The organism is Pectinatus haikarae (genome assembly GCF_050916305.1).
GTDB lineage: Bacteria > Bacillota > Negativicutes > Selenomonadales > Selenomonadaceae > Pectinatus > Pectinatus haikarae.
On the sequence record NZ_CP116940.1, the window covers coordinates 2,842,699 to 2,864,547 of the forward strand.

A 21,849-nucleotide genomic window follows, 5' to 3' on the forward strand; every position below is an offset into this window, starting at 1 on the left:
TATAATATATAGCTTAGGCTGATTCTTTCTGTTTACGAATCGCTTCAAGCACATAAACAGCATTGCGGATCGTGCCCTGAAGTACATTGACCACACCGGAAACAGGAGCCTGCATACTGCCAAGCAATTTGGCAATGAGGACTTCGCGGGAAGGCAGAGAAGCCAAAGCCTTAACGCCTTCAGCATTAATAACCTTACCGTCAACAACACCGGCTTTAACAGTTAAAGTTTCTGTTGTTGCCAGATTGTTTTCCTTTATAAAAGTTTCAATAACTTTCGCCGGAGCAATAGCATCTTCACTGGAATAAGCAACTGCTGTCGTACCTTCCAAATATTGAATCAAATCTTCATAACCAAGATCCTTAGCCGCAAAACGGAGCATCGTATTTTTTACAACATGATAAACAACACCCGCTTCACGCATTTTTGCACGAAGCTTTGTATCCTGAGCAACAGTGAGACCTTTATAGCTGGTGAGAACAATCCCCTGTGCATTGGTAAAGCTTTCCTTAAGTTCTGCAACGATAGCTTGTTTTTCTGGACGTACTGCCATGAAAACACCTCCTCTCAAAAATTGTGCCTGCATAACAAAACAGCCTGTGGTCTTCTGCCGCAGGCTGCATTTTAGAATAATGGCATTGCCATATATATCAAAAATCCATTAAACCTCGGCAGGCAATCACAATTATACCGCGATGCGGCACCTGCTGTCTTAAGTTTCTTAAGATGTATTATTCAGCTTTAGTTGCTTTCAAAGACGGATTAACATGAACACCAGGGCCCATAGTAGCACTCAAGGTAACAGATTTCATATATTGTCCCTTTGCTGCTGCCGGTTTCACTTTTATCAGTGTATCAATCAATATCTGGAAATTTTCCAGTAACTTAGCACTGTCAAAAGAAGCTTTTCCGATAGGCACATGAATATTCCCTGCTTTATCCGTACGATATTCGATCTTACCGGCTTTTATTTCGCCGATAGCTTTTGTAAGATCCATAGTAACAGTTCCCAATTTTGGATTAGGCATCAGGCCGCGCGGACCAAGAATCTTACCTAAACGACCAACAACCCCCATCATATCAGGAGTCGCAACTGTTACATCAAAATCATACCAGCCGCCTTGAATCTTAGTAACAAACTCATCTGATCCAACATAATCAGCTCCCGCTGCTTCCGCTTCGTTAACCTTGTCACCTTTAGCAAAAACGAGAACCTTTTTAGTTTTACCTGTACCGTGCGGCAGAACTAATGCGCCGCGAACCTGCTGATCCGCATATTTAGGATCTACACCTAAACGTATTGCCGCTTCTATTGTTTCATCAAACTTAGCTGTCGCAGTTTTTTTAACTAATTCAACAGCTTCGGAAGCATCATAAAGCTTATCTTCAATAAGTTTTGCTGCATCCTGATATTTTTTGCCAAATTTGGCCATAAAATATTCTCCTTTCGTGGTTATAACGGGTATGCCTCCCACGTACTATGAAATCAATCTACGATTTCAATCCCCATACTACGGGCAGTGCCTTCTATCATACGGGTTGCTGCTTCAACATCAGCAGCATTCAAATCCTGCATTTTTGATTCAGCAATTTCTGCAGCTTTTGCGCGAGGCAGCTTAGCTACTTTCTTTTTGTTTGGTTCACCAGAAGCCTTTTCAATCCCAGCAGCTTTTTTTAATAATATTGCAGCTGGCGGTGTCTTCGTGATAAAGGTAAAAGAACGATCTTCAAACACACTGATTTCTACAGGAATTATAAGACCGGCCTGTTTGGCTGTTCGTTCATTGAATTCTTTAACAAAAGCCATAATATTTACCCCAGCCTGACCTAATGCAGGACCAACCGGAGGAGCAGGAGTCGCTTTTCCTGCTGCTACTTGCAGCTTTACCATCTTTACAACTTTTTTCGGCATATCTAACACCTCCTTAAACGAGATATATTAAATCTTCTCTATTTGGTCAAAGCCGACTTCTACAGTCGTTTCCCTGCCAAACATATCGACGATAACTTTCACTTTTGATTTATTATAATCAATTTCTGTAACAGTTGCTGCAAAATTCTCGAAAGCCCCTGAATTAATATGGACGCTTTCTCCTATTTCTACATCAATGCTGACTGTCGCCGAAACAGCTCCATCTTCTCCACAGGAACCAAGAATCTTTTTCACTTCTCCGTCAGTAAGAGGAATAGGTTTCGTTCCAGATCCGACAAAGCCGGTAACTCCCGGTGTATTTCTTACTACGTACCACGAACGGTCACTCACGATCATTTCGACAAGCACATATCCCGGAAAGACTTTATGACTTACTACCTTTTCTTTCCCGTTTTTCTTCTCAATTTCATTTTCCAAAGGAACAACTATTTTAAATATTTCACTTTCCATCCCCATGGAATGAACCTTACGTTCCAGATTAACCTTTACTTTGTTTTCATAACCGGAATAGGTATGAATGACATACCATCTTTTTTCAGTTTCCGCATTAATGGACATTCACTGCACCTCCCCGGTATCAACGCAAAATAATTTCTAAAGCCCTGGCGAAAACGGTATCGCATATCCAGATGAGAGCACACACAAATATAACTGCGATGAATACAACGACTGTATAAGAAGACAATTCCTTACGAGTAGGCCAAACCACTCTTTTCATTTCTGCTTTGACGCCAGTTAGAAATTCTTTTAGATTGAAACTCTTACTTTTTTCATTCTCAGTTGTCATTTTCCCATCAGTCAATCCATTCACATCCTAAAATAAATACAGTATAAAACTCATCATCTTCAAACATAAAAATTATTTTGTTTCTCTATGCGGTGTATGTTTCTGACAAAACTTGCAATATTTATTCATTTCCAGTCTGTCCGGATCGTTCTTTTTGTTTTTATTGGTCTGATAATTACGCTGTTTGCAAACTGTGCAGGCCAAAGTAACTGCATTACGCATTTCCTATGCACTCCTTACCGAATAATAATTCATATGATAATTTATCAAGCGCCGCAATTTTACGGCTGCATACCCGAATAAACTTTACCATAGCAAGCGATAACTGTCAATTAAAAACCGCTTTAATTTCTTACTTACATAAATAAAACCCCCATAAAAGGGGTTGTACTTGCACTTTGGTGGCGGCGCACGGATTTGAACCGCGGACACTGCGGGTATGAACCGCATGCTCTAGCCAACTGAGCTACGCCGCCGCAATTCTCTTTTTTTATGGAGCTGATGACCAGGATTGAACTGGTGACCTTATCCTTACCAAGGATACGCTCTGCCGACTGAGCTACATCAGCATAATTGGTTGCGGGGAGAGGACTTGAACCTCTGACCTTCGGGTTATGAGCCCGACGAGCTACCAACTGCTCCACCCCGCGATAATTTGGAGCTGACGAGAGGACTTGAACCTCCAACCTGCTGATTACAAATCAGCTGCTCTGCCAATTGAGCTACATCAGCATGCTATGCCTTTCAATCGAATCAGCCGTCGGTAATATATACTACCATGTTCTAAACCATTTGTAAAGAACTTTTTTCATTTTTTTTAATCCAATCAATGAAATAAATTCTTAATGAAAAAAATGGTCGGGATGACAGGATTCGAACCTGCGACCTCATCGTCCCGAACGATGCGCGCTACCAAGCTGTGCTACATCCCGTTGAAAACAAAATATATTATATCGCTTTTCAAACAATAATGCAAGCCTTATTTTAAAATTATTTCTGCATATTTATATCTTTTTCTCTGTAATTAATACGGGAACCGATTAAAAAGCAATGCACGTATTTCATATTTTAGATTCAGCGTTATTTTAAAGTTTGCATGAACATATCGGATAATCGGATATGTTCAATACAATTTCAAGGCAAACCTATCAGCAGGATATAAATTAAATATTTTTGAGATCATTTTCTTTTATTTTATAAAAACAGATTGTAATATTGCAAATATATTATGTTTTAGCTATAATAAATTTTACCGACTTTGAAGCGGCAATTATATTATATAGAAGCAGGAGAGTTTTATAATGGAAAAAACAGCAGTAAAAAAAGAGACAGTGCAGATGCCTGCACAAATTGTCGCAGAAACATCAATAGCCGATGTTTATCGCGCGGCCAAACAACTTGACGGTATAACCCGTCATACTGATCTTATTTATAGTGAATATTTCTCTCAGATTTCATCCAATGATGTATATATAAAACCAGAAAATCTTCAAAAAACAGGTTCGTTTAAGCTTCGCGGTGCATATAACTGCATCAGCCAGCTGTCTGACGCGCAGAAAAAACGTGGCGTAATTGCTGCTTCTGCTGGTAATCATGCGCAGGGAGTGGCATTTGCCGCCCAAAAATTAGGTATTAAAGCAGTAATAGTCATGCCCGCCACGACACCGATTCTAAAAGTTGAGGCGACGCGTGCTTACGGAGCAGAGGTTATCCTGTACGGCGACAGCTACGATGATGCCTGTGCAAAAGCTTATGAGTTAGAAAAAAAGAACGGTTATGTTTTTATTCATCCTTTTAATAATCTGCAGGTCTTGCTTGGGCAGGGAACGACCGCACTGGAAATTATAGACAGCCTGAAGGATGTTGATGTCATTCTTGTTCCGATCGGCGGGGGCGGTTTTGCCAGCGGGGTAGCTTTGGCAACAAAGCTTGTAAATCCTCATGTAAAAGTGATTGGGGTCGAGCCGGCAGGCGCAGCCTGCATAAAGGCGTCTTTAGAAGCAGACAGAGTAGTATCACTTGCCAGTGTGGAAACAGTGGCAGAAGGCACAGCAGTGAAAACTCCCGGTGATCTTACCTTCGCCTTCATAAAAAAATATGTTGATGATGTGATAACAGTCACGGAATTCGAAATAATGTCCGCACTGCTTTCTTTGATAGAAAAGCACAAGCTCATAGCTGAGGGAGCAGGTGTTCTTTCCTTGGCAGCTTTGCCTAAATTATCTTTCAAGGGAAAAAAAGTCGCAGCTATAGTCAGCGGCGGCAATATCGATATATCTACAATTTCAGCGCTTATAGATAAAGCATTGGTGGCACGCAGCCGTGTGTTCTGTTTCAGCGTTCAGCTGCCTGACAAGCCGGGACAGCTTCTTGCAATCTCAAAAATTCTGGCAGATCTTGATGCCAATGTCATTCATCTTGATCACAATCAAGCTAAAGTTACGGATAGTTTTCAAAAAGTATTATTGGAAGTAACCGTTGAAACTCATAACAGCGAACATGTCGCAAAAATTTCTGAGGAATTAAAAAAACATGGCTTCCAAATTACGAAAGTATATTAAAGAATGTTTTAGATCGGCAAAATAATCTCCCGGATCGACAAAAAACTGCCCCTCGAAAGTTAGATTTAGGAAATCTGACTTTCGAGGGGCAGTTTTTCATTGCACAATAGCGTTTATGTCAGTCATCGAAAAATTAAATTCAATACAGTATATGCGCTATTATATAGCCCACACAGCTGCCTGTAATAATACCGATAAGTCCGGGAAGTATAAAGCTATGATTTATTACAAACTTGCCGATGCGTGTAGTACCCGAACGGTCAAAACCAATGCAAGCCAGATCCGAAGGATATGTCGGCAAAACGAAATACCCGTAACAAGCCGAAATAAATGAGATGATTATCAGCGGATCTACACCTACACTCAATGCCATGGGGACAACAATAGCCAATGCCGCAGCCTGCGAATTAACAAGTTTTGATATCAAGAACAATACTACCGCATAGGTCCATGGATATTGGAGAACCACTTCCCCCAATACTTTTTTCATTCCCGGCAGATAGGCACCAAAATAGGTTTCTGCCATCCACGCTACACCATACACAGAAACAACAGCCACCATACCGGATTTAAATACCGATCCGTTTGTAACCTCACTTACCTTGACCTTGCACGCCAAGAGGATTACCGCAGCTATAACAAGCATAGACAACTGAATAGTAGGCGTCATTGACAATGGCTGCCATACACCTTTTCCGTCAGGTACAAACGGAAGCAGTTCTGTCGGGAAGCTGCCGAACAAGGCTATTACTACTATGCCCGCCAGAAAAATAAAAGTCGCTCTGTATGCAGTCTTTGGCAGTTTCATTTCGGCTATGGATTCACCCTGCTCTTCATAAATATAAGCACGCTGCTCCGGATCTGCCAGTCTTGCCTGAAATGCCGCATCCTTGTCCAAATCCTTGCCGCGATGCAAACTCCATAATCCGGCCACAACTACTCCGCAAAAAGTGGCAGGTATCGATACTGACAATATCTGCACAACCCCCAAAGGATGAGATGTATTTGCCAGCATTGCTACCATTGATACTACAGCCACCGACGCAGGTGAAGCGCATATTCCCATCTGTGAAGCAACGGAAGCCACAGCCATAGGGCGTTCCGGACGTATATTCTGCTTTATGGCAATATCATAAATGATCGGAAACATCGTATAAACCACATGACCTGTTCCGCATAAGACAGTAAGAAACCATGTTGTAATAGGAGCCAGGACTGTTACTTTCTGAGGATTCTTACGCAATATTTTCTCTGCATATTTCAGCATAACATCCAGTCCCTTTGATGCCTGCAAAAAACCTGAGCATGTTACGACAGCCATGATGGTAAGCATAACATCAATAGGAGGTTTACCGGGAACCAGCCCTATGACAAAGACGAAAAAAGTTAAACCGATACCTGATACTGCCGCCAATCCCAAGCCGCCATAATGCACACCGACAACGAGACAGGCGATTAGAACAATAAAACCTAAAATTTCCATAATATGAGTCCCTCCAAAATAAATTGTATTTATTATACAATAGGGTTATTATATAAATTTAAAATGGATTAGTCAAATTCATATAAACATAAAAATGGGCAATTCATATTTATGCTTATATAATATAACTGCTGAAAAACATTGTAAAGCAAATATTTCGGCATATTGTCATCTGTATTTATTTATTCAATTGTTTTTTTTATTGCATGCGATCGGTTTTTTTTATGATAAGCTGCACCGTCCTGTTCCAGCTTATATAACCTTTTTCCTGATCTGCTAAAATACTCCCGAATTTATTCTTTTACTTTTCCGATAGAATTATTTTTTTATAACACAAAAACTCCCTATAAAATAGACAAAAGAAAAATCCATTTTATGGGGAATTTTTTACATTTCCTTACTGCGGTTTTTTACTATTATAATTTACTGACTGCCGCCTTTATTTCATCAGCTTTGTTCAGCCTTTCCCATGGCAGATCCAGATCATTTCTGCCGAAATGGCCGTAAGCGGCCGTCTGTCTGTAAATAGGTCTTCTCAGTTCCAATGTTTCGATAATGGCACCCGGTCTCAGATCAAATACTGTTTTTATAACATCCACTATCTGCCCGTCGCTTATTTTTCCTGTTCCAAAAGTTTCAACGGCGACTGATACGGGTCTGGCAACTCCTATTGCATATGCCAGTTCGATTTCTATTTTATCCGCTATGCCTGACGCAACTATATTCTTTGCCACCCAGCGTGCGGCATATGCTGCCGAACGGTCAACTTTCGTCGCGTCTTTGCCGGAGAACGCACCGCCTCCATGACGGCTTGTTCCTCCGTATGTATCTACGATTATTTTTCTCCCGGTCAGCCCAGAATCTCCCTGAGGTCCGCCTATAACAAAACGGCCTGTCGGATTGATAAAATATTTTGTCTGCCCGTCAAGCAGGCTGGCCGGAATTACCTCCCGAATCACATATTTTTTTACATCTGCTTCTATTTGTTCAAGTGATATTTCTTCACTATGCTGCGTGGACAATACTATTGTATCAATTCGTTTCACATTATTATCATCATCAAATTCCACTGTCACCTGTGTTTTGCCATCAGGTTTCAGATATGGCAGAACACCCGTTTTTCTCACCTTAGCCAATTGCCTTGCCAGACGATGTGCAAAGGTAATCGCCGGCGGCAGATACTCGGGTGTTTCATTAGTAGCGTAACCGAAAATTATTCCCTGATCGCCCGCACCTGTATCAAAAGCTGATGCATTTTCTTCAGAACGCGTTTCCAGAGCTTTATCGACTCCTTGAGCGATATCCGGTGACTGCTCGTCGACCGACACCAGTACGGCGATCGAATCGGCATTAAATCCGTCTGATTTTTTATTGTACCCTATATTGCGTATTGTTTCACGGGTGATTTTAGCAATATCGACGTATGCTTTCGTAGAAATTTCTCCTACAATCAAAGCCAGTCCGGTAGCAACCGTAGTTTCTGCCGCCACTCTGGAATAGGGATCCTGTTCCAGCAGCGCATCTAATATGGCATCTGAAATCTGGTCGGCTATTTTATCAGGATGTCCTTCCGTAACTGATTCGGATGTAAATAATTTTCCCATGGTGAATTACCTCTTTTATATTATTTTTGTACTTACACGCTCATTATCCACCCACCTGATATTGCATTATTACCCGCCAAATAATTTTTATCATTTGAATGTTACTGCTTTGATCATTTTTTGCCGTTCAGATATTATATTCCACGGCCAATTCCTCTTTAGGAAAAAATTGTTCATATACCAGCCTTCGTACACGGGCAAAATCATCACTGGTTCTGTCTCTGGGTCTGGGAAGCTCCACGGAAATAACTTTTTTTACGGTTCCCGGCTTAGCTGATAAGACCACTATCTTATCCCCCATAAATATAGCCTCATCAATATCATGTGTCACCAAAATCAGCGTAGTCTTTTCTTTTTCCCAAATATGCAATACCTCTTTTTGCATATTTATTTTAGTGAATGCATCAAGTGCACCAAACGGTTCATCCAAAAGCAATGTATTTGGCCTGTTGATCAAAGAACGCGCTATGCTGACCCGCTGCTGCATACCGCCCGACAGCTGCTTGGGCAGTGCTTTTTCAAATCCGGTCAGTCCTACCAGATCGACATGTTCCCTGATAATCTTTTTTTTCTCTGATTTTGACAATGTTTGCGATATGCCGAACTCAATATTTTTTTCGACCGAACTCCATGGCAGCAGCCTTGGTTCCTGGAAAATTACACCTATGTCCTTTTCGGAAGGATGATCTATTTTTTTTCCGTTTAATTCTACGCTGCCTGATGTGCTTTGTTCCAATCCGGCTATAACTTTTAACAATGTGCTTTTTCCGCAGCCGCTGGTCCCAACTATACTGATAATCTGTCCGTCGCCAATAGAAAAATTTATATCATGCAAAACTTCGATTTTTCTGCCGTTAATAATGAAAAATTTTTGCACATTTTTTACATTTATAGCCATAGATTTATCCTTTCTTAATCCTCCTGATCCACCCAATACAATGTTTTTTTCTGTATTTTGATAACTAATATATCTATGATCAGCCCAATTATCGCGATCGAAATAATTCCCACGAATAATGTCCCAGGCTGTGCCAGCTCACGTCCATATGATATCAAATATCCCACTCCGGCCGAAGCAGCGATCATTTCGGCTGCAACCACGCAGGTCCATGCGCCGCTTATCCCCAAACGCAGTCCGGTAAATATCGCCGGAACGGCCGAAGGTAAAATAATTTTGCATAACATTATTTTTCTCGTCTTGCCGAAGGCTTTTGCTAATTCCAGAAGTTTCGGATCCGCACTGCGTATTCCCTGCATTGTATTGAGCAGTACGGGCCAAAATGCGCCTATTACAATAACTCCTATTTTTGATGCCTCACCTATTCCCAGCCACAATATAAAAAAGGGAATACAGGCGATAGCCGGAATCGGTCTCAATATGCCTATCAAAGGGTCAACCATTTTGCCGAAGGTTTTAAATAATACCGCCAGGCTGCCAAGCACAAGACCAAGCATGCTCCCTATAATATATCCATAAATTACTCTTCCCAGACTTGCTGTAACATGTTTAAAATAGCTGCCTTTCTCCACCATTTGATCAAACGAAACGGTAATAGTTTCAGGACTGGCAAATATCGATGGTTTTATAAGACCGCGATCACTTGCAATCTGCCATAAAATTATTATAAGCAGGGGCAGCACTAAGGCTAAAAATAAATTTTTAAATAACGCTTTTACCCGAAAAATATTGTGGACTGCCATGCTTTCCCCCTTCTTTCATCTAGGTATATAGATAACATTTATTGAATGCCTGCTTTTTGCAAAATTGAGGTATCAATATATTTGGCAATATCAACATTTTTTTTCAGCAGACCATATTTATAAGAGTCCTTTGCACCTTTATCAAGAGCATCTATTTTATCCTGAGTAAGTGTCAAATTCAAATCTCCTACATCTAATAATATTTTTAATCCCGGAACAGTTGCTTCTGTAGCTTCATGAGTAATTTCTATTGCCTTGTCAGGATTTGCCTTCGACCACTCTGCGGCTTTCTGCAGTGCTTTCAGCAGTTTGGCCGTTGCTTCCGGATTATCTTTGATAAATTGGTTTCTTGCCAATATTGGCGACACAAATAATTTTATACCTGTACCTCTTTGCAGAACGGATACACCGTTTCCTGTCTCTGCCGCTTGTGAAAGGTTTGGTTCCCATATAACATCAGCATCAATATCACCTGATACAAGACTTGAAACTCCATCTGACGGGCCAAGATTTACAATTTCGACATCTTTTTCGGTCAGCCCCCCTTTAGCCAGCAGCAGATATAAAAAAGGCTGAGCGTTACTGCCAAAAGGAACTGCTATTTTTTTCCCTTTTAGATCAGACAGCTGATGAATATGGGCGGCATCTCTGACAGCAATTCCCTGATTGTCGCTTGAAGCACTCGCCGAAGCTATGATCTTTATGTCAAGTCCGTTGGCAATACCTGAATAAACCGGCATATCGCCCATAAAACCGACATCCAGATTATCAGATGTCATTCCTTCAATGATCGGTGGCCCATAATTGAATGTGGAAATTTCCACATCAAGTCCCTCATCCTTAAAATAGCCTAGTTTTTCCGCCACATAAACCTGAAAATATGTTGGCTGTGATGCCAGACGTATTTTTACGTTACTGTCTTTCGCCGCTGATTTTTCTCCGTCCTCCTGCGCTGAACTGCCGCAGCCGGCAAAATAAAGCATTGATAAAAATATTCCTAATATAGCTGCGGTTTTACGTATTGCGGTAAATTTCATGGCACTCTTTCCCTTCATTCAACTTAAATTATAATATCCGCTGAATTTTAATCAGCCGCACGGTAATACCGGGGATTGACATCAATATTTTCATACAGTCGAAACAAGTCATACGGCACCGTATCGGCATTGGCGTTGGCATTGCGTATTTTCTCCCAGCTTATTCCGTATTTTCTATACATAGCTGCGGTTCTCTCAAAAACATCCCAGTGCCATTCTTCCGTCGGTGTTCTGTGTCCCTCAAGCGGTGACCCCACATTTACATACCACTGACTTGCACAGACGACTATGCCGTGTGAAATCAAATATTCTATACCTTCAAGCAGCGATTCTTTCGGCTCAATGCCCGAGACCACTGTGGACCGGACATTATACCGGCCAAATACCTGAACCTCATAATCAAGTGCATTGAGCCAGTTTTTTCTGCCGCCGCATAATTGAGCCTTACCGGGGCAGATAACATCAAATATTTTTTCATTCCATATTTCAAGATTTGTCGCCATCGTACGAAAACCTGCCTCTTTGTATTTTTCAAATACCGACAGATCCTCCGGTGCGCCCACACAGGCTGTCCCGTTAAAATCTTCAAGCCCTGTGGCTTCCTGAATAGCTTCCGCCACATCAATATAATATTCTACTTCTCTTCTCTCGGGAATAAATCCGCCGCTTATTGTCACGTGATCAAAACCCTGTTTATAGCCGACCGCAATCGTTTCACCGACCTGCTGCGGAGTTTTCCATTTTATATCCTGCGACTGTGAATAAATTTCCTTTGTTGCATTAATATTGCAGAACAGGCAGTCCATTCCTTTGTCTTTCAGCGAGCATTCATTGCTGTACGATACAAACATGCCGCCATAACCATAATCTGCCGCGACCGTGCGCATTGCTGTCCCGTCTGACGTTTTGCGGCCGTAGTATTCGGGTCTCTTAGTGAATTCAATATTTTCTATGACCAGTTTCTTCCTGTCATAGATATTATAGATTCCATCCTCATATTTCAATTTCAGCGGACTGTCTATATTCCAGCGTATCTGCACTCTGTATTTTCCCAGCGGTGTCAAAAAGCACGCAGGAAATTCAATATTGCTGTGCGCATGCCGATCATGGGTAAAAAGAACATTTACCTGCTCGATATATTTGCCGCCGATGTCCAAATGTCTGAAAACCTCAGGTGCAAATGCTATACCTTCAACCAAAATACGATTTTTTAATTTAATTTCATCTAACAATTTATGTTTTTCTTCATCGGAATAATGACTCATATTTCTAACCTCCTTAATTTTCGGTTCTTCCTGATTTTCCGCAGAAAACATAAAAACCGGAGATCTCTGCCTTAGTATGCAAAAAACCTCTGGTTTTCCAGTCGGTAATTTATTCACTGATATGCCTTCAGCTTATTCAGCAAATGGAGATCAAATGCCGCGTCCGATGCGGCTGATTTTTTCAATCAGCGCTATTGCGCCGGCGTAACCTATATCAACACCGCTGACCGCCAGCTCCCTGTTCTGCGGGTTGCCTATGACAAATAATTCTGCATTAAGCCTGGCCGCCGCACCTGCCTCCAATTCTGAACCAAAAATTATCTCATTATCCGGGCCAAGTTTTTCTTCTATTCTTTCCGTATCATCACTGTACACTATATCAGAGATAATTTTCTCCAGCGACTTCACAGGCTGCTGTTCTTGTGAATCCCCCTCATAATCTGTGATGACAGCTGTTTTTATCTGCATGCCAAGATACTTTTTGAGGAACTCCCCGTAGCGTATAACCTTGCTTTCTTCGCCGATAACAGATATTTTGCGGCGAAAATCATAGGAATAATAATATTCGGCAAACTGCCGGATTACATAGTCAAATTTTTTCTTTTCGCTGTACAGAAAATTGTCAACTACATTTTTACTGATGCCAAGCTGTTCACCGACAATTTCCACAAAATTATCGGTATCAGGTCCAAGGCCCGGATTTTCTATGAAAACATATGGCGTACCATAGGTTGATCTGAGGTTTTCAGCAGCTTTCACTCCCCATTTCGAAACTACAACATTAAGTGCGGCAGCCGGTACAGACTGCCATGACTGCCAATCCTCTCCATCACCAAAAAGTCTGTTCGTCTTCACTCCCAACGATCCCATTATTCTCTGGATCTCCCTCAGATTTCCCTGCCAGTACAGATCCTGCTGCGGTATGATGCCAAATATATTTACGGATTTAGTTTCCCTTTCCTGTTTCGGCGCTTTACCCGCAATCTGATCCAGCAGAACAGCCACGACTTCTTCATAACCCGTTCGTGCATGTCCGCGGAATCCCGGTGCTTTATAATATGCGGCCGCATACCCTTGATCCGTTATTTCCTGCGTCATTGCTACAACATCATCACTTATCATTTCTGACTCGACACCGGAAAGCACCACATAAAGCTGGCCCTCAATGACCCTCACTGTATTTTTAATTTGCTCGCGCAGCCGGGAACCGCCGCCGAAAACAATTTGTTTTTCATACATGTTGGTCGACGGCACACTATAGCCGTTTATTGACCCCACGATACCATTACCGGATTTATTTGCGGCAAAGGATTGAATCCCCAGTCCCGCAGTTCCGTGAATAATAGGCACGACTGCTTCGACAGCTTCCAATGTAGAAAGGGCTCCCTGAAGATTGCAGCCATATCTTGTCTTGCCAATCTCTGCTGTCATTATTTCACCTCTAGCTTTACATACCAGTCCGGACTTTTTTTCAGCCAGCTTGTCTTATAGGGCAGACTGTCATTTTTATATAAATAATTACCGAATTCATTTGCTGTCTGTGCCTGCCGCAAACGTTCTATAAGCTCTGCCGCTCCCTTATATCCATATAGAGTCATCTGGCTCACCGATATGGGGATTATTCCCAAAACTGCCGTCCAAGCCGCAGATCCGTCTGTTCCTATATAAAAATCAGGTTTAATTTTTCCTAAAATATTGGCCAGTTCAAAGGGTTGACCGCCGCCGATTTTGATAAAAAGATCATCCGGCAAAATCTCCAGTGCATCTTTATTCAGAGAATCTATATACGGTGCCGAAATTCCGCTGATTTCAAAACCGATTCCTCGCAGAAACAATGCCAGTTCGGCTGCTGGACGAATAGGCAGCGCGATAAATACTTTTTTTCCGGCAAACGGTTTATTTTTCAGATATTCAGCAAAAAATCTCTCTTCTTCCTCAATAACAGCATGTGCTCTATCCGCCGACTTAAAAGTATCTCCCAGCGCCGAAAGCCAGGCAGCCGTCCCTTCTATTCCTATGGGAACTCTGCTTATAATGCTTTTTACCCCGCTTTTTTCCTGCAGTCCGGACAGCAGCACCTCTGCTTCATCCGAATTAACAGCTATTGCGGCCTCTGCCCTTCCTGCTTTTGTTATATCGTCCAGGCAGGAAAATTGCGGTATTATATTGCATTTTATTTCCAGCCTGCCAGTCAATCGTTCCAATTCCCCGAGATTTTTTCTGCTTTCCGTAATGCTGATAATATCTACAATATTTATTTTTTCGCCGTATTCCGCCAAAATATATTTGGCCAAAGCATGCAGGACAATATCGATTCCATTTATTTCGGCTTTGCTTTTAAAGCCGTCAGTATATATAGATATTATTTTAACCGGCAGTTCCTCCTGCATTTCAAGAATAACAGTGCTGATATCATCATTATTAATGGCAACGACGGAAGTCCCTAAAATAAATATTGCCTTCGGCTGATGCTTTTCATATGCCCGACGCACTGTATCACGCAATTTTTCGTCACTGCCCAGAATAGTATCACGCTCATCAAGATTGGTCGAATACCATATCGGCTGTTCCTGACCGTGTATTAACGATGTTTCCAGGATTGCCGTGCCTACGACTCCATGCACAATGACAACCGTATCTCCTATTTCTGACAGGAGCCGCAAAGCTTCGTAAACTTCATCCTTTTTATCCTGTGAGAAAGTGCGTATTCTCTGCTGAATCTCCTGATCTGCTGTTACAGCCTGCAGTTCTTTTTTGCTTCCCTGATAAGCAGTGACCGCATTTGTACGCTTTTCTCTGGTCAGAATTTTTCTTTCTTCCAGCATTGTCAGCCGCTCCTTTCCATTGTCAGATATTCGCCGACTCGGCAACTATACCCGTCTCGTAATCAAAAATACGATCGCCCCATATCTTAGCCCAGTCTCTCAATTCGGAAACACTCAAGGGAGCGGGTATAGTCAGATCATCATTTTGTGCTATATACCTTGCCAGCCGTCTGTATATATCTGCATGTTTGTCATGAGGATTGGCCTCGATCACTGTTTTTCCGTACAATTCACTTTGAGATACGACTAATGAGCGGGGAATATATTCGACAGTTTTTGTACCTGTTCGATTGGTAAAATCATCCAGCAGCATCTTTGAATATCCTGCCGATAAACCGTTGCCTATTATGCCGCCAAGCCTCGCCCCTCCCGCAGGAGCATATTTGCTGATCGCTTTAAATAAATTATTAGCTGCATATACAGCCATAAAGTCTGAAGAACTTACCACATAAGCCCGATCCGTTATTCCGTCTCTTATCGGCACCGCAAAACCGCCGCAGACAACATCACCCAAAACATCATAAAGTACGTAATCAGGCTTATACTCTGCAAAAAGTTTCAATTCCTGCAGCAACGATACCGCCGCGTTGATGCCGCGCCCCGCGCAGCCGACACCCGGCACCGGACCTCCCGATTCTATGCAGAGCACTCCCCCGTAGCCTTTAGCCGATATATCAGCTAAATGTACTTTTTTCCCCGAACGCATACTGTCAAGTACTGTCGGCAGATATGCATTGCCCCGCAGCGTATTCGTGGAATCACTTTTGGGATCGCAGCCGATTTGAATTACTTTATATCCTGCTTCAGCCAATGCCGCGCTGATGTTTGATGTAGTAGTAGATTTTCCTATTCCGCCTTTTCCATATATTGCTATATGCCTGCCAAATTTTTCACCCATCTTATTTACCTCTTGCTGCTTATTAAAAGCCGCCTGTCCGGCTCGCAGCTTTCCTCAATGCTGTATTTTTTTATGCAAAAATCTCAATAGTCTAACATAGAAAATTTTTCTCTTTTTAAAATGACAGCCAAAACTATTCACACAAATCCTTTTTTACCGCCCAAATCAAAGATTCGATACATTTCTCTCTTTCAACGAATTCACTCTGTAAAGATCATCCCATGACGGTATTTCCAATGCATTGTTTTTATCCATCCTGATCAAACCTTTATCCTGAAATCGTCCTAATATCTCTGTGACGGTCTGGCGGCATGCCCCGATCATATTAGCCATTTCCTGGTGAGTAATCCGATAATCTATATAGTATTTATCTTCCTTCCTCTTTCCCGCAAGATGGCACAGCAGACTGGCCACTTTTGCTTCTGTATTGGCTGCCAGCAAATCTTCCAGTCTGTATTCATAATTTCTTACATATGAACAAAAGATCATGATCAGCTTAATAGAAATATTTATATTTTTTTCAAGGATTTTAATAAACTCATCACGTGATATCCGCCACAATACGCATTTTTCCATAGTTTTAGCAAATACTCCGCGGTTTTCCCTTAATAAAACCGCCGGCAATCCTATTATTTCACCGCTTTTGCAGATCGAAACAATAATTTCTTTGCCTGTAACGGTATTATGGTAATGTTTAATATGTCCTTTTCTAATGTAATAAATATAATCTGCCGGGCTGTCTTCATTAAAAATAATTTCATGGGAGGATAATTGCAAAATACAAGAATTCGCTTTCAATAGAGCCAGTTCTTCAAGTGTCCAATTTATTTCCTGCATCAATTACCACTCCCTAAAAAAAATAGGCCGCATATCCCTTCTGGGATCACGCGGCCTGCAGTTTACTGCTCAGCATTTATTATACTTATTATTTTGACAGTGCTCAGACATATATCCGGTAATCGGCAATATTCTCCAACGTGTCCCCGTCCAGATCATACAAATAATCAAAAAACCGGCCTTCATCATTCGTACTATTGTAGAATTGTTCATGCGTTATGCCGTTGCGCACGAGAATTTTATAGCTTCTGTGCATAAGATCTATAAACCACTCAGTAGTTGGTGCTCTATGTTCTGCCAGAGCAGAGCCTGGTTTTGGCATCCACATCTGCGGTACTGCAACTACGCCGAATGAAGATAATTCGTCCACTCCTTCCAGCAAAGTATCCTTCGTTTCAAGCCCGGCCACAAAATAGGATCTGACATTGCCTTTTCCGAACACTTCTACCTCATGACGCAGTGTATTGACCCAGTTATCATACCCGCCGCACATAGCATCCTTGCCCGGACAAATATATTTGAACAGATTTTTATCCCATATTTCCATATTCGTCGCGATCCTGCTGTACCCCGCTTCTTTATATCGTTCAATAACTGATAAATCCTGCGGCGCACCTATACAGGCCGTTCCGCCGAAATCCTGCATGCCTGTGTAGTCCTGTATTGTTTCGGCTACATCAATATAATAATCAACTTCCCTGCGTTCGGGAATAAAACCGCCCGTGACAGTCAGATGTGTACATCCTTCATTATACGCGGCTCCAACTGTTTCAGCTATCTCACCAGCATTTTTCCACTCAATATTCTGTTTTTCGGCATATTTGGCTTTAGTCTCGTTAATATTGCAAAATCGGCAGTCCATATTTTTTTCCAGCAATGCACATTCATTGCTGTAAGCGATACTTATCTTTGACGAACCGACATACTGGGCTATAGTACCCATAAATTTACCATTGGTGGTTATTTTATTATAATATTTTGGTTTATGCTCAAACTTTATCTCAAATAAATATTCTTTTGCTTCTCTAAGATAAAATTTTTCTTTCTCTTTAACAATATTGAAGCGTGATGCCGGATCGAAAGCAAATGCAAACCTATATCCGTTCGGTGAACGAAAAGCTTGTGGCAGACTGTCAGCATAGCTTATATGATTATTAAAAAAACAGGCATGGATTTGCTCCAGATATTCATTTTTAAAATCAAGATTGTGGAATAATGAAGGATCTGCATTTATTCCCTCGTTAAAAACGCCTGCTCTTATTTCCAATTCTTTCAACAGTTCCTTTTCTGATTGATTATCCCTTTTTGCGGTCATCTTCTCACTCCCCAATATTATAAATATAAGCGTCAATAATTTCTTCTAAAACAGCTTATCTTTTTTTCAATTCGTGCCGGACCTTCTGATATTTATGTCTGATAATAAAATGAGGATATACAGATATGACATCTGTATATCCTCGTCTGCAGTATTCTGCTCAACGCAATGTTTAATTGATATTGGAACATAGTATAGTGCAATTCAGAATTCGTGTAAGTCGTTCAGACGACAAGAAAAAGGATTTTATTATTCATCCATCATATAGCGGCGCCCCAACGCATTATATTTAGCGACACCAAAACGATGGTAGGGAAGCTGTTCATATACTGTTTCCGGTTTATTCGCCAAATAATTCTTTATGGCAAGCAGATCATCCGGCGAATCATTGAATCCCGGTATTACGGGCGTTCTGGCATATTTAGGCAGTTTGGGAAAATCACGACAGAGATTATCAAAATTCTGCAGTATTTTCCGATTTGTTTTTCCAGTATAGGCAATATGTTGTTGTTCGTCAAGTGATTTTATATCAAAAAGAATTGCATCCAAATATTTGGCAGCCTGCTTCAAGATAGGATAATCAGCATATCCGCAGGTTTCTATAGCCGTCGTCAGGCGCCGCTTTTTAGCCTGCCTGAGCAGTTGGATCAAAAATTCACCCTGCATCAGCGGCTCTCCGCCGCTCACAGTCAACCCGCCGTTCCCATGCCGATAGAAAATACTATCCTTCTCAACTATATCAAGGACTTCTTTGATCGAATACTGATGCCCTTCTGCTTTATATGCTTTTGCCGGACATTCATGAACACATTTCATGCAGCTGCTGCATTTATCTCTTTGGATAACAGCTTTATGCAAATCAGAAAATTCTATTGCACCGGCATCACATATCTTTTCACATTCGTTACATATTTTTTTGCCTAGGCATTTATTTGCATCATAAGAAATTTCCGGCTTGGTTTTTTGAGATTCGGGATTACAACACCAACGGCAGCGAAGCGGACATCCTTTCATAAAAACAATCGTGCGGATGCCAGGACCATCATGCAGCGAATATTGCTGGATATTGAATATCATTCCTTTTTTGTCCATAGATTATATAGCTTCATTCTGCGTTCTGGCTATAATGTCATTTTGCAAATCAATTGACAGATCTGTAAAATAAGCACTGTAGCCGGCAATACGCACAAGCAGATTACGATAATTTTCGGGGTTTTTCTGTGCCGCAATCAACGTTTCCTGGTTTATCACGTTGAATTGTATATGCCAAAGCTTTAAGTCGCGCCATGCTTCTATAAAATCAACCAGTTTTTTTGTTCCCTTTTCTCCGCGTACACAGGCAGGACTTAGTTTGACATTGAGCAGCCTTGCTGCACGTTCATGATATTGATAATTTTTCGTAGCAAAATTTGACAGCAGCACTGCTGTAGGACCATATGTGTCTGCCCCCTGAGATGCACTTGAACCATCTGATAATGGTGTCCATGCCAGTCTGCCGTTAGGTGTGGCACCAACCACTTTGCCGAAAGGAACATGCGAGGTAAACGGAACATAGCGCAAATCAAGATTCACTCCCAGCTCCGCCGAATATTTTCTGGTAAAGAGCAGCGCCTCTTTATCAAGCCGTTTGCCCAATTCATCAGCATAGGAATCATTATTTCCGTATTTCGGCGCATTTAAAAGCCTTTGCCGCAAAATATCATATCCTGCAAAATTCTTTGTCATAGCTTCCTTGATCTGAGCCAGTGTCGCTTTTCGATCCTCAAATACGATTTTTTTAATTGCTGCCAGTGAGTCAATGACTGTGGCATAACCTATAAATTCAAAATATCCCAAGTCTATGCCTCCGTCGATATGAGGCTGATGAATATCAACCAAACTACTGCGGCATAATTTGTGAAGCGCCGATCCCAGCGGACTGGCAAAATGATTTGCTCTCAGGCGGATAATTTCATGCTGCTGAATAAAAGCATGCTTGAGAAAATTTTTTTGCTGCTGCAAATATGCCGCGAAAAATTCGTCAAAAGAAGTAAAGGTATCTATTTCCCCCGTTTCTATGCCGATCAGCTCACTGCCGTATTTTGCCATACGTCCGTTATAGATAGTCATTTCCAATGCCGCAGCAAAATTTATATAAGCATTCGGACTTGTATAGGTATCACGATTGGGCATGCGGCATTCAGCGCAGCCTGACACACTGTAGTCATAGGCTTCGGCAAAATCGGCACCTTTGGCAAGCAGCAATGGTATAACTTCCTCATCATTGATAAGCTTTGGAAAACCAGATCCCTCTTTTATCGTTTCGGCAACTTCAGCCAGATACTGCTGTGTGCTGCGCGTATGAACGCGGGCTGCCAGGTCAGGATAATTTAAAGGAAATTCTCGTTTCGATTTCAATAAAACATATGTGAGATCATTGACCGCATCCTGACCATCAGGTGTCTGTCCTCCCACGGTAACCGCTTCCCAGTGAGCATAGCCTTCATTGAATGCGCCGCCTGCACTTGATATATATAAATCTATATATTGAGACATCGCTACCCATTCACAATCAAAAATCTCCTGCACATCATTATCGGTAATGAGACCTTCCTTTATATCTTTTTCATAAAAAGGATATAAATACTGATCCATGCGTCCGTTGGAGATAACTGTCCCTGTCTTTTGTTCCACACGGGAAAACAGCTGAGTAAACCATTGAGACTGAACTGCCTCGCGAAAATTACGGGCAGGATATTCCGGTACCCGTCTGCATATCTCAGCAATATTTTTCAGCTCTGTTCTGCGCGAAAGATCATTTTCCTGCAAAGCTTTTTCATCTGCCAGCTCCGCATGCCGGCGAGCCCATAGAGTTATCGCGTCACAGACAATTATGACCGCTTCGATAAATGGTTTTTTTTCTGTCTGATCAATGGGACTGAAGGGATCAAGCTGCCTCAGTTTTTCTCCCATTTCCGTGCGTATACCAAAAAAGCCCTGCTGCAAAACTATCTCATAATCATGAACCCATTGTATGGAAGACCGAAAAGATGCCGTCTCATTGACAATAAATCTTGACGAAAAATCTTTGTCATTATTATAAGTAAGTGCCGCTGTTTTCGGTGTAAGAGCTTTTATTAAATCTTCATGAAATGTTTTACCCTTCCAATACGGTGCTATCTCCTCAGCTATGAGTCTGGCATCATTGCCGTCAATATCAAAAGGAGATGTTTCTCTGTCAGGCAGCTGTCCTATAGCATCTCCCATAATATCGCCGTCAAGTTCCGGATATAATATGCCGTAACGTCCGCTTCGTCCTATTCTGCCTGCAATAAGCTGGTCATCATCAATATAGACCGTCGCTTGTTCGGCATAATACTTCAACGCTTTTGCCCAGCGCAAAATCATGGGCTGTCCTTCTGTTTCTTTAAACGACCGTGTAAAATACAAACCTCTTTCAATATCAATGACAGGCTTTTGTCCCTGTACACGCTTCAATAAAGCAAATGCGCGGTTTTTCGGCCCGTGTAAGCCGGCAATATTTTTATTTCCTTTTATTTCAGAAAGAATACGTTCTTCCTGTCCGGAAAAAATTTTTTCTTCTGTCATTTTATCCTCCAGCTT

At 41.6% G+C, this 21,849-nt stretch carries 20 protein-coding genes, 5 tRNA genes and 1 other annotated feature; of the genes, 1 reads left to right on the top strand and 24 read right to left on the bottom strand.

Features of this window, described 5'->3' with window-relative positions; translation table 11 throughout:
- Positions 1–13 precede the first annotated feature (13 nt).
- From rplJ to NXG61_RS13685, 11 genes are all read right to left on the bottom strand, one after another.
- Positions 14–553, bottom strand: coding sequence for a 50S ribosomal protein L10 (rplJ, locus tag NXG61_RS13635; protein ID WP_196605497.1), 540 nt, complete (start codon positions 551–553; stop codon positions 14–16).
- 25 nt (positions 554–578) lie between these two features.
- Positions 579–735, bottom strand: a sequence feature (ribosomal protein L10 leader region).
- Positions 732–1,433: a 50S ribosomal protein L1 gene (rplA, locus tag NXG61_RS13640; RefSeq protein ID WP_196605498.1), complete on the bottom strand. Its 702-nt coding sequence runs from the start codon at positions 1,431–1,433 to the stop codon at positions 732–734. It overlaps the preceding feature by 4 nt.
- Positions 1,434–1,486: 53 nt before the next feature.
- Complete coding sequence (rplK, locus tag NXG61_RS13645) at positions 1,487–1,912, bottom strand: 50S ribosomal protein L11 (RefSeq protein ID WP_196605499.1); 426 nt, start codon at positions 1,910–1,912, stop codon at positions 1,487–1,489.
- A 27-nt stretch (positions 1,913–1,939) separates the two neighbouring features.
- A complete protein-coding gene (gene nusG, locus NXG61_RS13650) occupies positions 1,940–2,491 on the bottom strand; it encodes a transcription termination/antitermination protein NusG (RefSeq protein ID WP_196605500.1) in 552 nt (183 codons plus the stop codon).
- A gap of 19 nt (positions 2,492–2,510) precedes the next feature.
- Positions 2,511–2,720, bottom strand: coding sequence for a preprotein translocase subunit SecE (gene secE, locus NXG61_RS13655; protein WP_196605951.1), 210 nt, complete (start codon positions 2,718–2,720; stop codon positions 2,511–2,513).
- 72 nt (positions 2,721–2,792) lie between these two features.
- Entirely contained in the window at positions 2,793–2,942 is a 150-nt protein-coding gene (rpmG, locus tag NXG61_RS13660; protein ID WP_196605501.1) for a 50S ribosomal protein L33, read from the bottom strand.
- Positions 2,943–3,119: 177 nt separating this feature from the next.
- Positions 3,120–3,196: transfer RNA gene (locus NXG61_RS13665), tRNA-Met, on the bottom strand.
- 17 nt (positions 3,197–3,213) lie between these two features.
- Positions 3,214–3,289 (bottom strand) — tRNA-Thr (locus NXG61_RS13670).
- Positions 3,290–3,294: 5 nt separating this feature from the next.
- Positions 3,295–3,370 (bottom strand) — tRNA-Met (locus tag NXG61_RS13675).
- A gap of 6 nt (positions 3,371–3,376) precedes the next feature.
- Positions 3,377–3,452 (bottom strand) — tRNA-Thr (locus NXG61_RS13680).
- A gap of 123 nt (positions 3,453–3,575) precedes the next feature.
- Positions 3,576–3,652 (bottom strand) — tRNA-Pro (locus NXG61_RS13685).
- 369 nt (positions 3,653–4,021) lie between these two features.
- Between NXG61_RS13685 and ilvA the strand changes: the two genes are divergently transcribed.
- A complete protein-coding gene (ilvA, locus tag NXG61_RS13690) occupies positions 4,022–5,281 on the top strand; it encodes a threonine ammonia-lyase (RefSeq protein ID WP_196605502.1) in 1,260 nt (419 codons plus the stop codon).
- Positions 5,282–5,420: 139 nt separating this feature from the next.
- Here the strand turns inward: ilvA and NXG61_RS13695 are convergent, their stop codons facing one another.
- The 13 genes from NXG61_RS13695 to hpsG all read right to left on the bottom strand — a co-directional run bounded on the left by NXG61_RS13695 (position 5,421) and on the right by hpsG (position 21,834).
- Positions 5,421–6,764 (bottom strand): anaerobic C4-dicarboxylate transporter, encoded by a 1,344-nt coding sequence (locus tag NXG61_RS13695; protein WP_196605503.1) that lies wholly within the window; start codon positions 6,762–6,764, stop codon positions 5,421–5,423.
- 416 nt (positions 6,765–7,180) lie between these two features.
- A complete protein-coding gene (gene metK / locus NXG61_RS13700) occupies positions 7,181–8,368 on the bottom strand; it encodes a methionine adenosyltransferase (RefSeq protein WP_307224799.1) in 1,188 nt (395 codons plus the stop codon).
- 127 nt (positions 8,369–8,495) lie between these two features.
- The gene (locus NXG61_RS13705) at positions 8,496–9,266 is read right to left on the bottom strand and encodes an ABC transporter ATP-binding protein (RefSeq protein WP_196605505.1); all 771 of its coding nucleotides are present in this window, start codon (positions 9,264–9,266) and stop codon (positions 8,496–8,498) included.
- Positions 9,267–9,280: 14 nt separating this feature from the next.
- Entirely contained in the window at positions 9,281–10,069 is a 789-nt protein-coding gene (locus NXG61_RS13710) for an ABC transporter permease (RefSeq protein ID WP_196605506.1), read from the bottom strand.
- A 38-nt stretch (positions 10,070–10,107) separates the two neighbouring features.
- A complete protein-coding gene (locus NXG61_RS13715) occupies positions 10,108–11,106 on the bottom strand; it encodes an ABC transporter substrate-binding protein (RefSeq protein ID WP_196605507.1) in 999 nt (332 codons plus the stop codon).
- Between the two features lie 47 nt (positions 11,107–11,153).
- Positions 11,154–12,371 (bottom strand): radical SAM protein, encoded by a 1,218-nt coding sequence (locus NXG61_RS13720; protein ID WP_196605508.1) that lies wholly within the window; start codon positions 12,369–12,371, stop codon positions 11,154–11,156.
- Positions 12,372–12,521: 150 nt separating this feature from the next.
- The gene (locus tag NXG61_RS13725; protein WP_196605509.1) at positions 12,522–13,802 is read right to left on the bottom strand and encodes a nitrogenase component 1; all 1,281 of its coding nucleotides are present in this window, start codon (positions 13,800–13,802) and stop codon (positions 12,522–12,524) included.
- Positions 13,802–15,196, bottom strand: a complete 1,395-nt coding sequence (locus NXG61_RS13730) for a nitrogenase component 1 (protein ID WP_196605510.1) — start codon at positions 15,194–15,196, stop codon at positions 13,802–13,804. The genes NXG61_RS13725 and NXG61_RS13730 overlap by 1 nt, the downstream gene beginning before the upstream one ends.
- Positions 15,197–15,218: 22 nt before the next feature.
- Positions 15,219–16,094 (bottom strand): AAA family ATPase, encoded by an 876-nt coding sequence (locus tag NXG61_RS13735; RefSeq protein ID WP_196605511.1) that lies wholly within the window; start codon positions 16,092–16,094, stop codon positions 15,219–15,221.
- 165 nt (positions 16,095–16,259) lie between these two features.
- Positions 16,260–16,931: a Crp/Fnr family transcriptional regulator gene (locus NXG61_RS13740; RefSeq protein WP_196605512.1), complete on the bottom strand. Its 672-nt coding sequence runs from the start codon at positions 16,929–16,931 to the stop codon at positions 16,260–16,262.
- A 103-nt stretch (positions 16,932–17,034) separates the two neighbouring features.
- Entirely contained in the window at positions 17,035–18,246 is a 1,212-nt protein-coding gene (locus NXG61_RS13745) for a radical SAM protein (RefSeq protein ID WP_307224803.1), read from the bottom strand.
- Positions 18,247–18,495: 249 nt separating this feature from the next.
- Positions 18,496–19,338, bottom strand: a complete 843-nt coding sequence (locus tag NXG61_RS13750; RefSeq protein WP_196605514.1) for a glycyl-radical enzyme activating protein — start codon at positions 19,336–19,338, stop codon at positions 18,496–18,498.
- Between the two features lie 3 nt (positions 19,339–19,341).
- Positions 19,342–21,834 (bottom strand): (2S)-3-sulfopropanediol dehydratase, encoded by a 2,493-nt coding sequence (hpsG, locus tag NXG61_RS13755; protein WP_307224805.1) that lies wholly within the window; start codon positions 21,832–21,834, stop codon positions 19,342–19,344.
- Positions 21,835–21,849 lie beyond the last annotated feature (15 nt).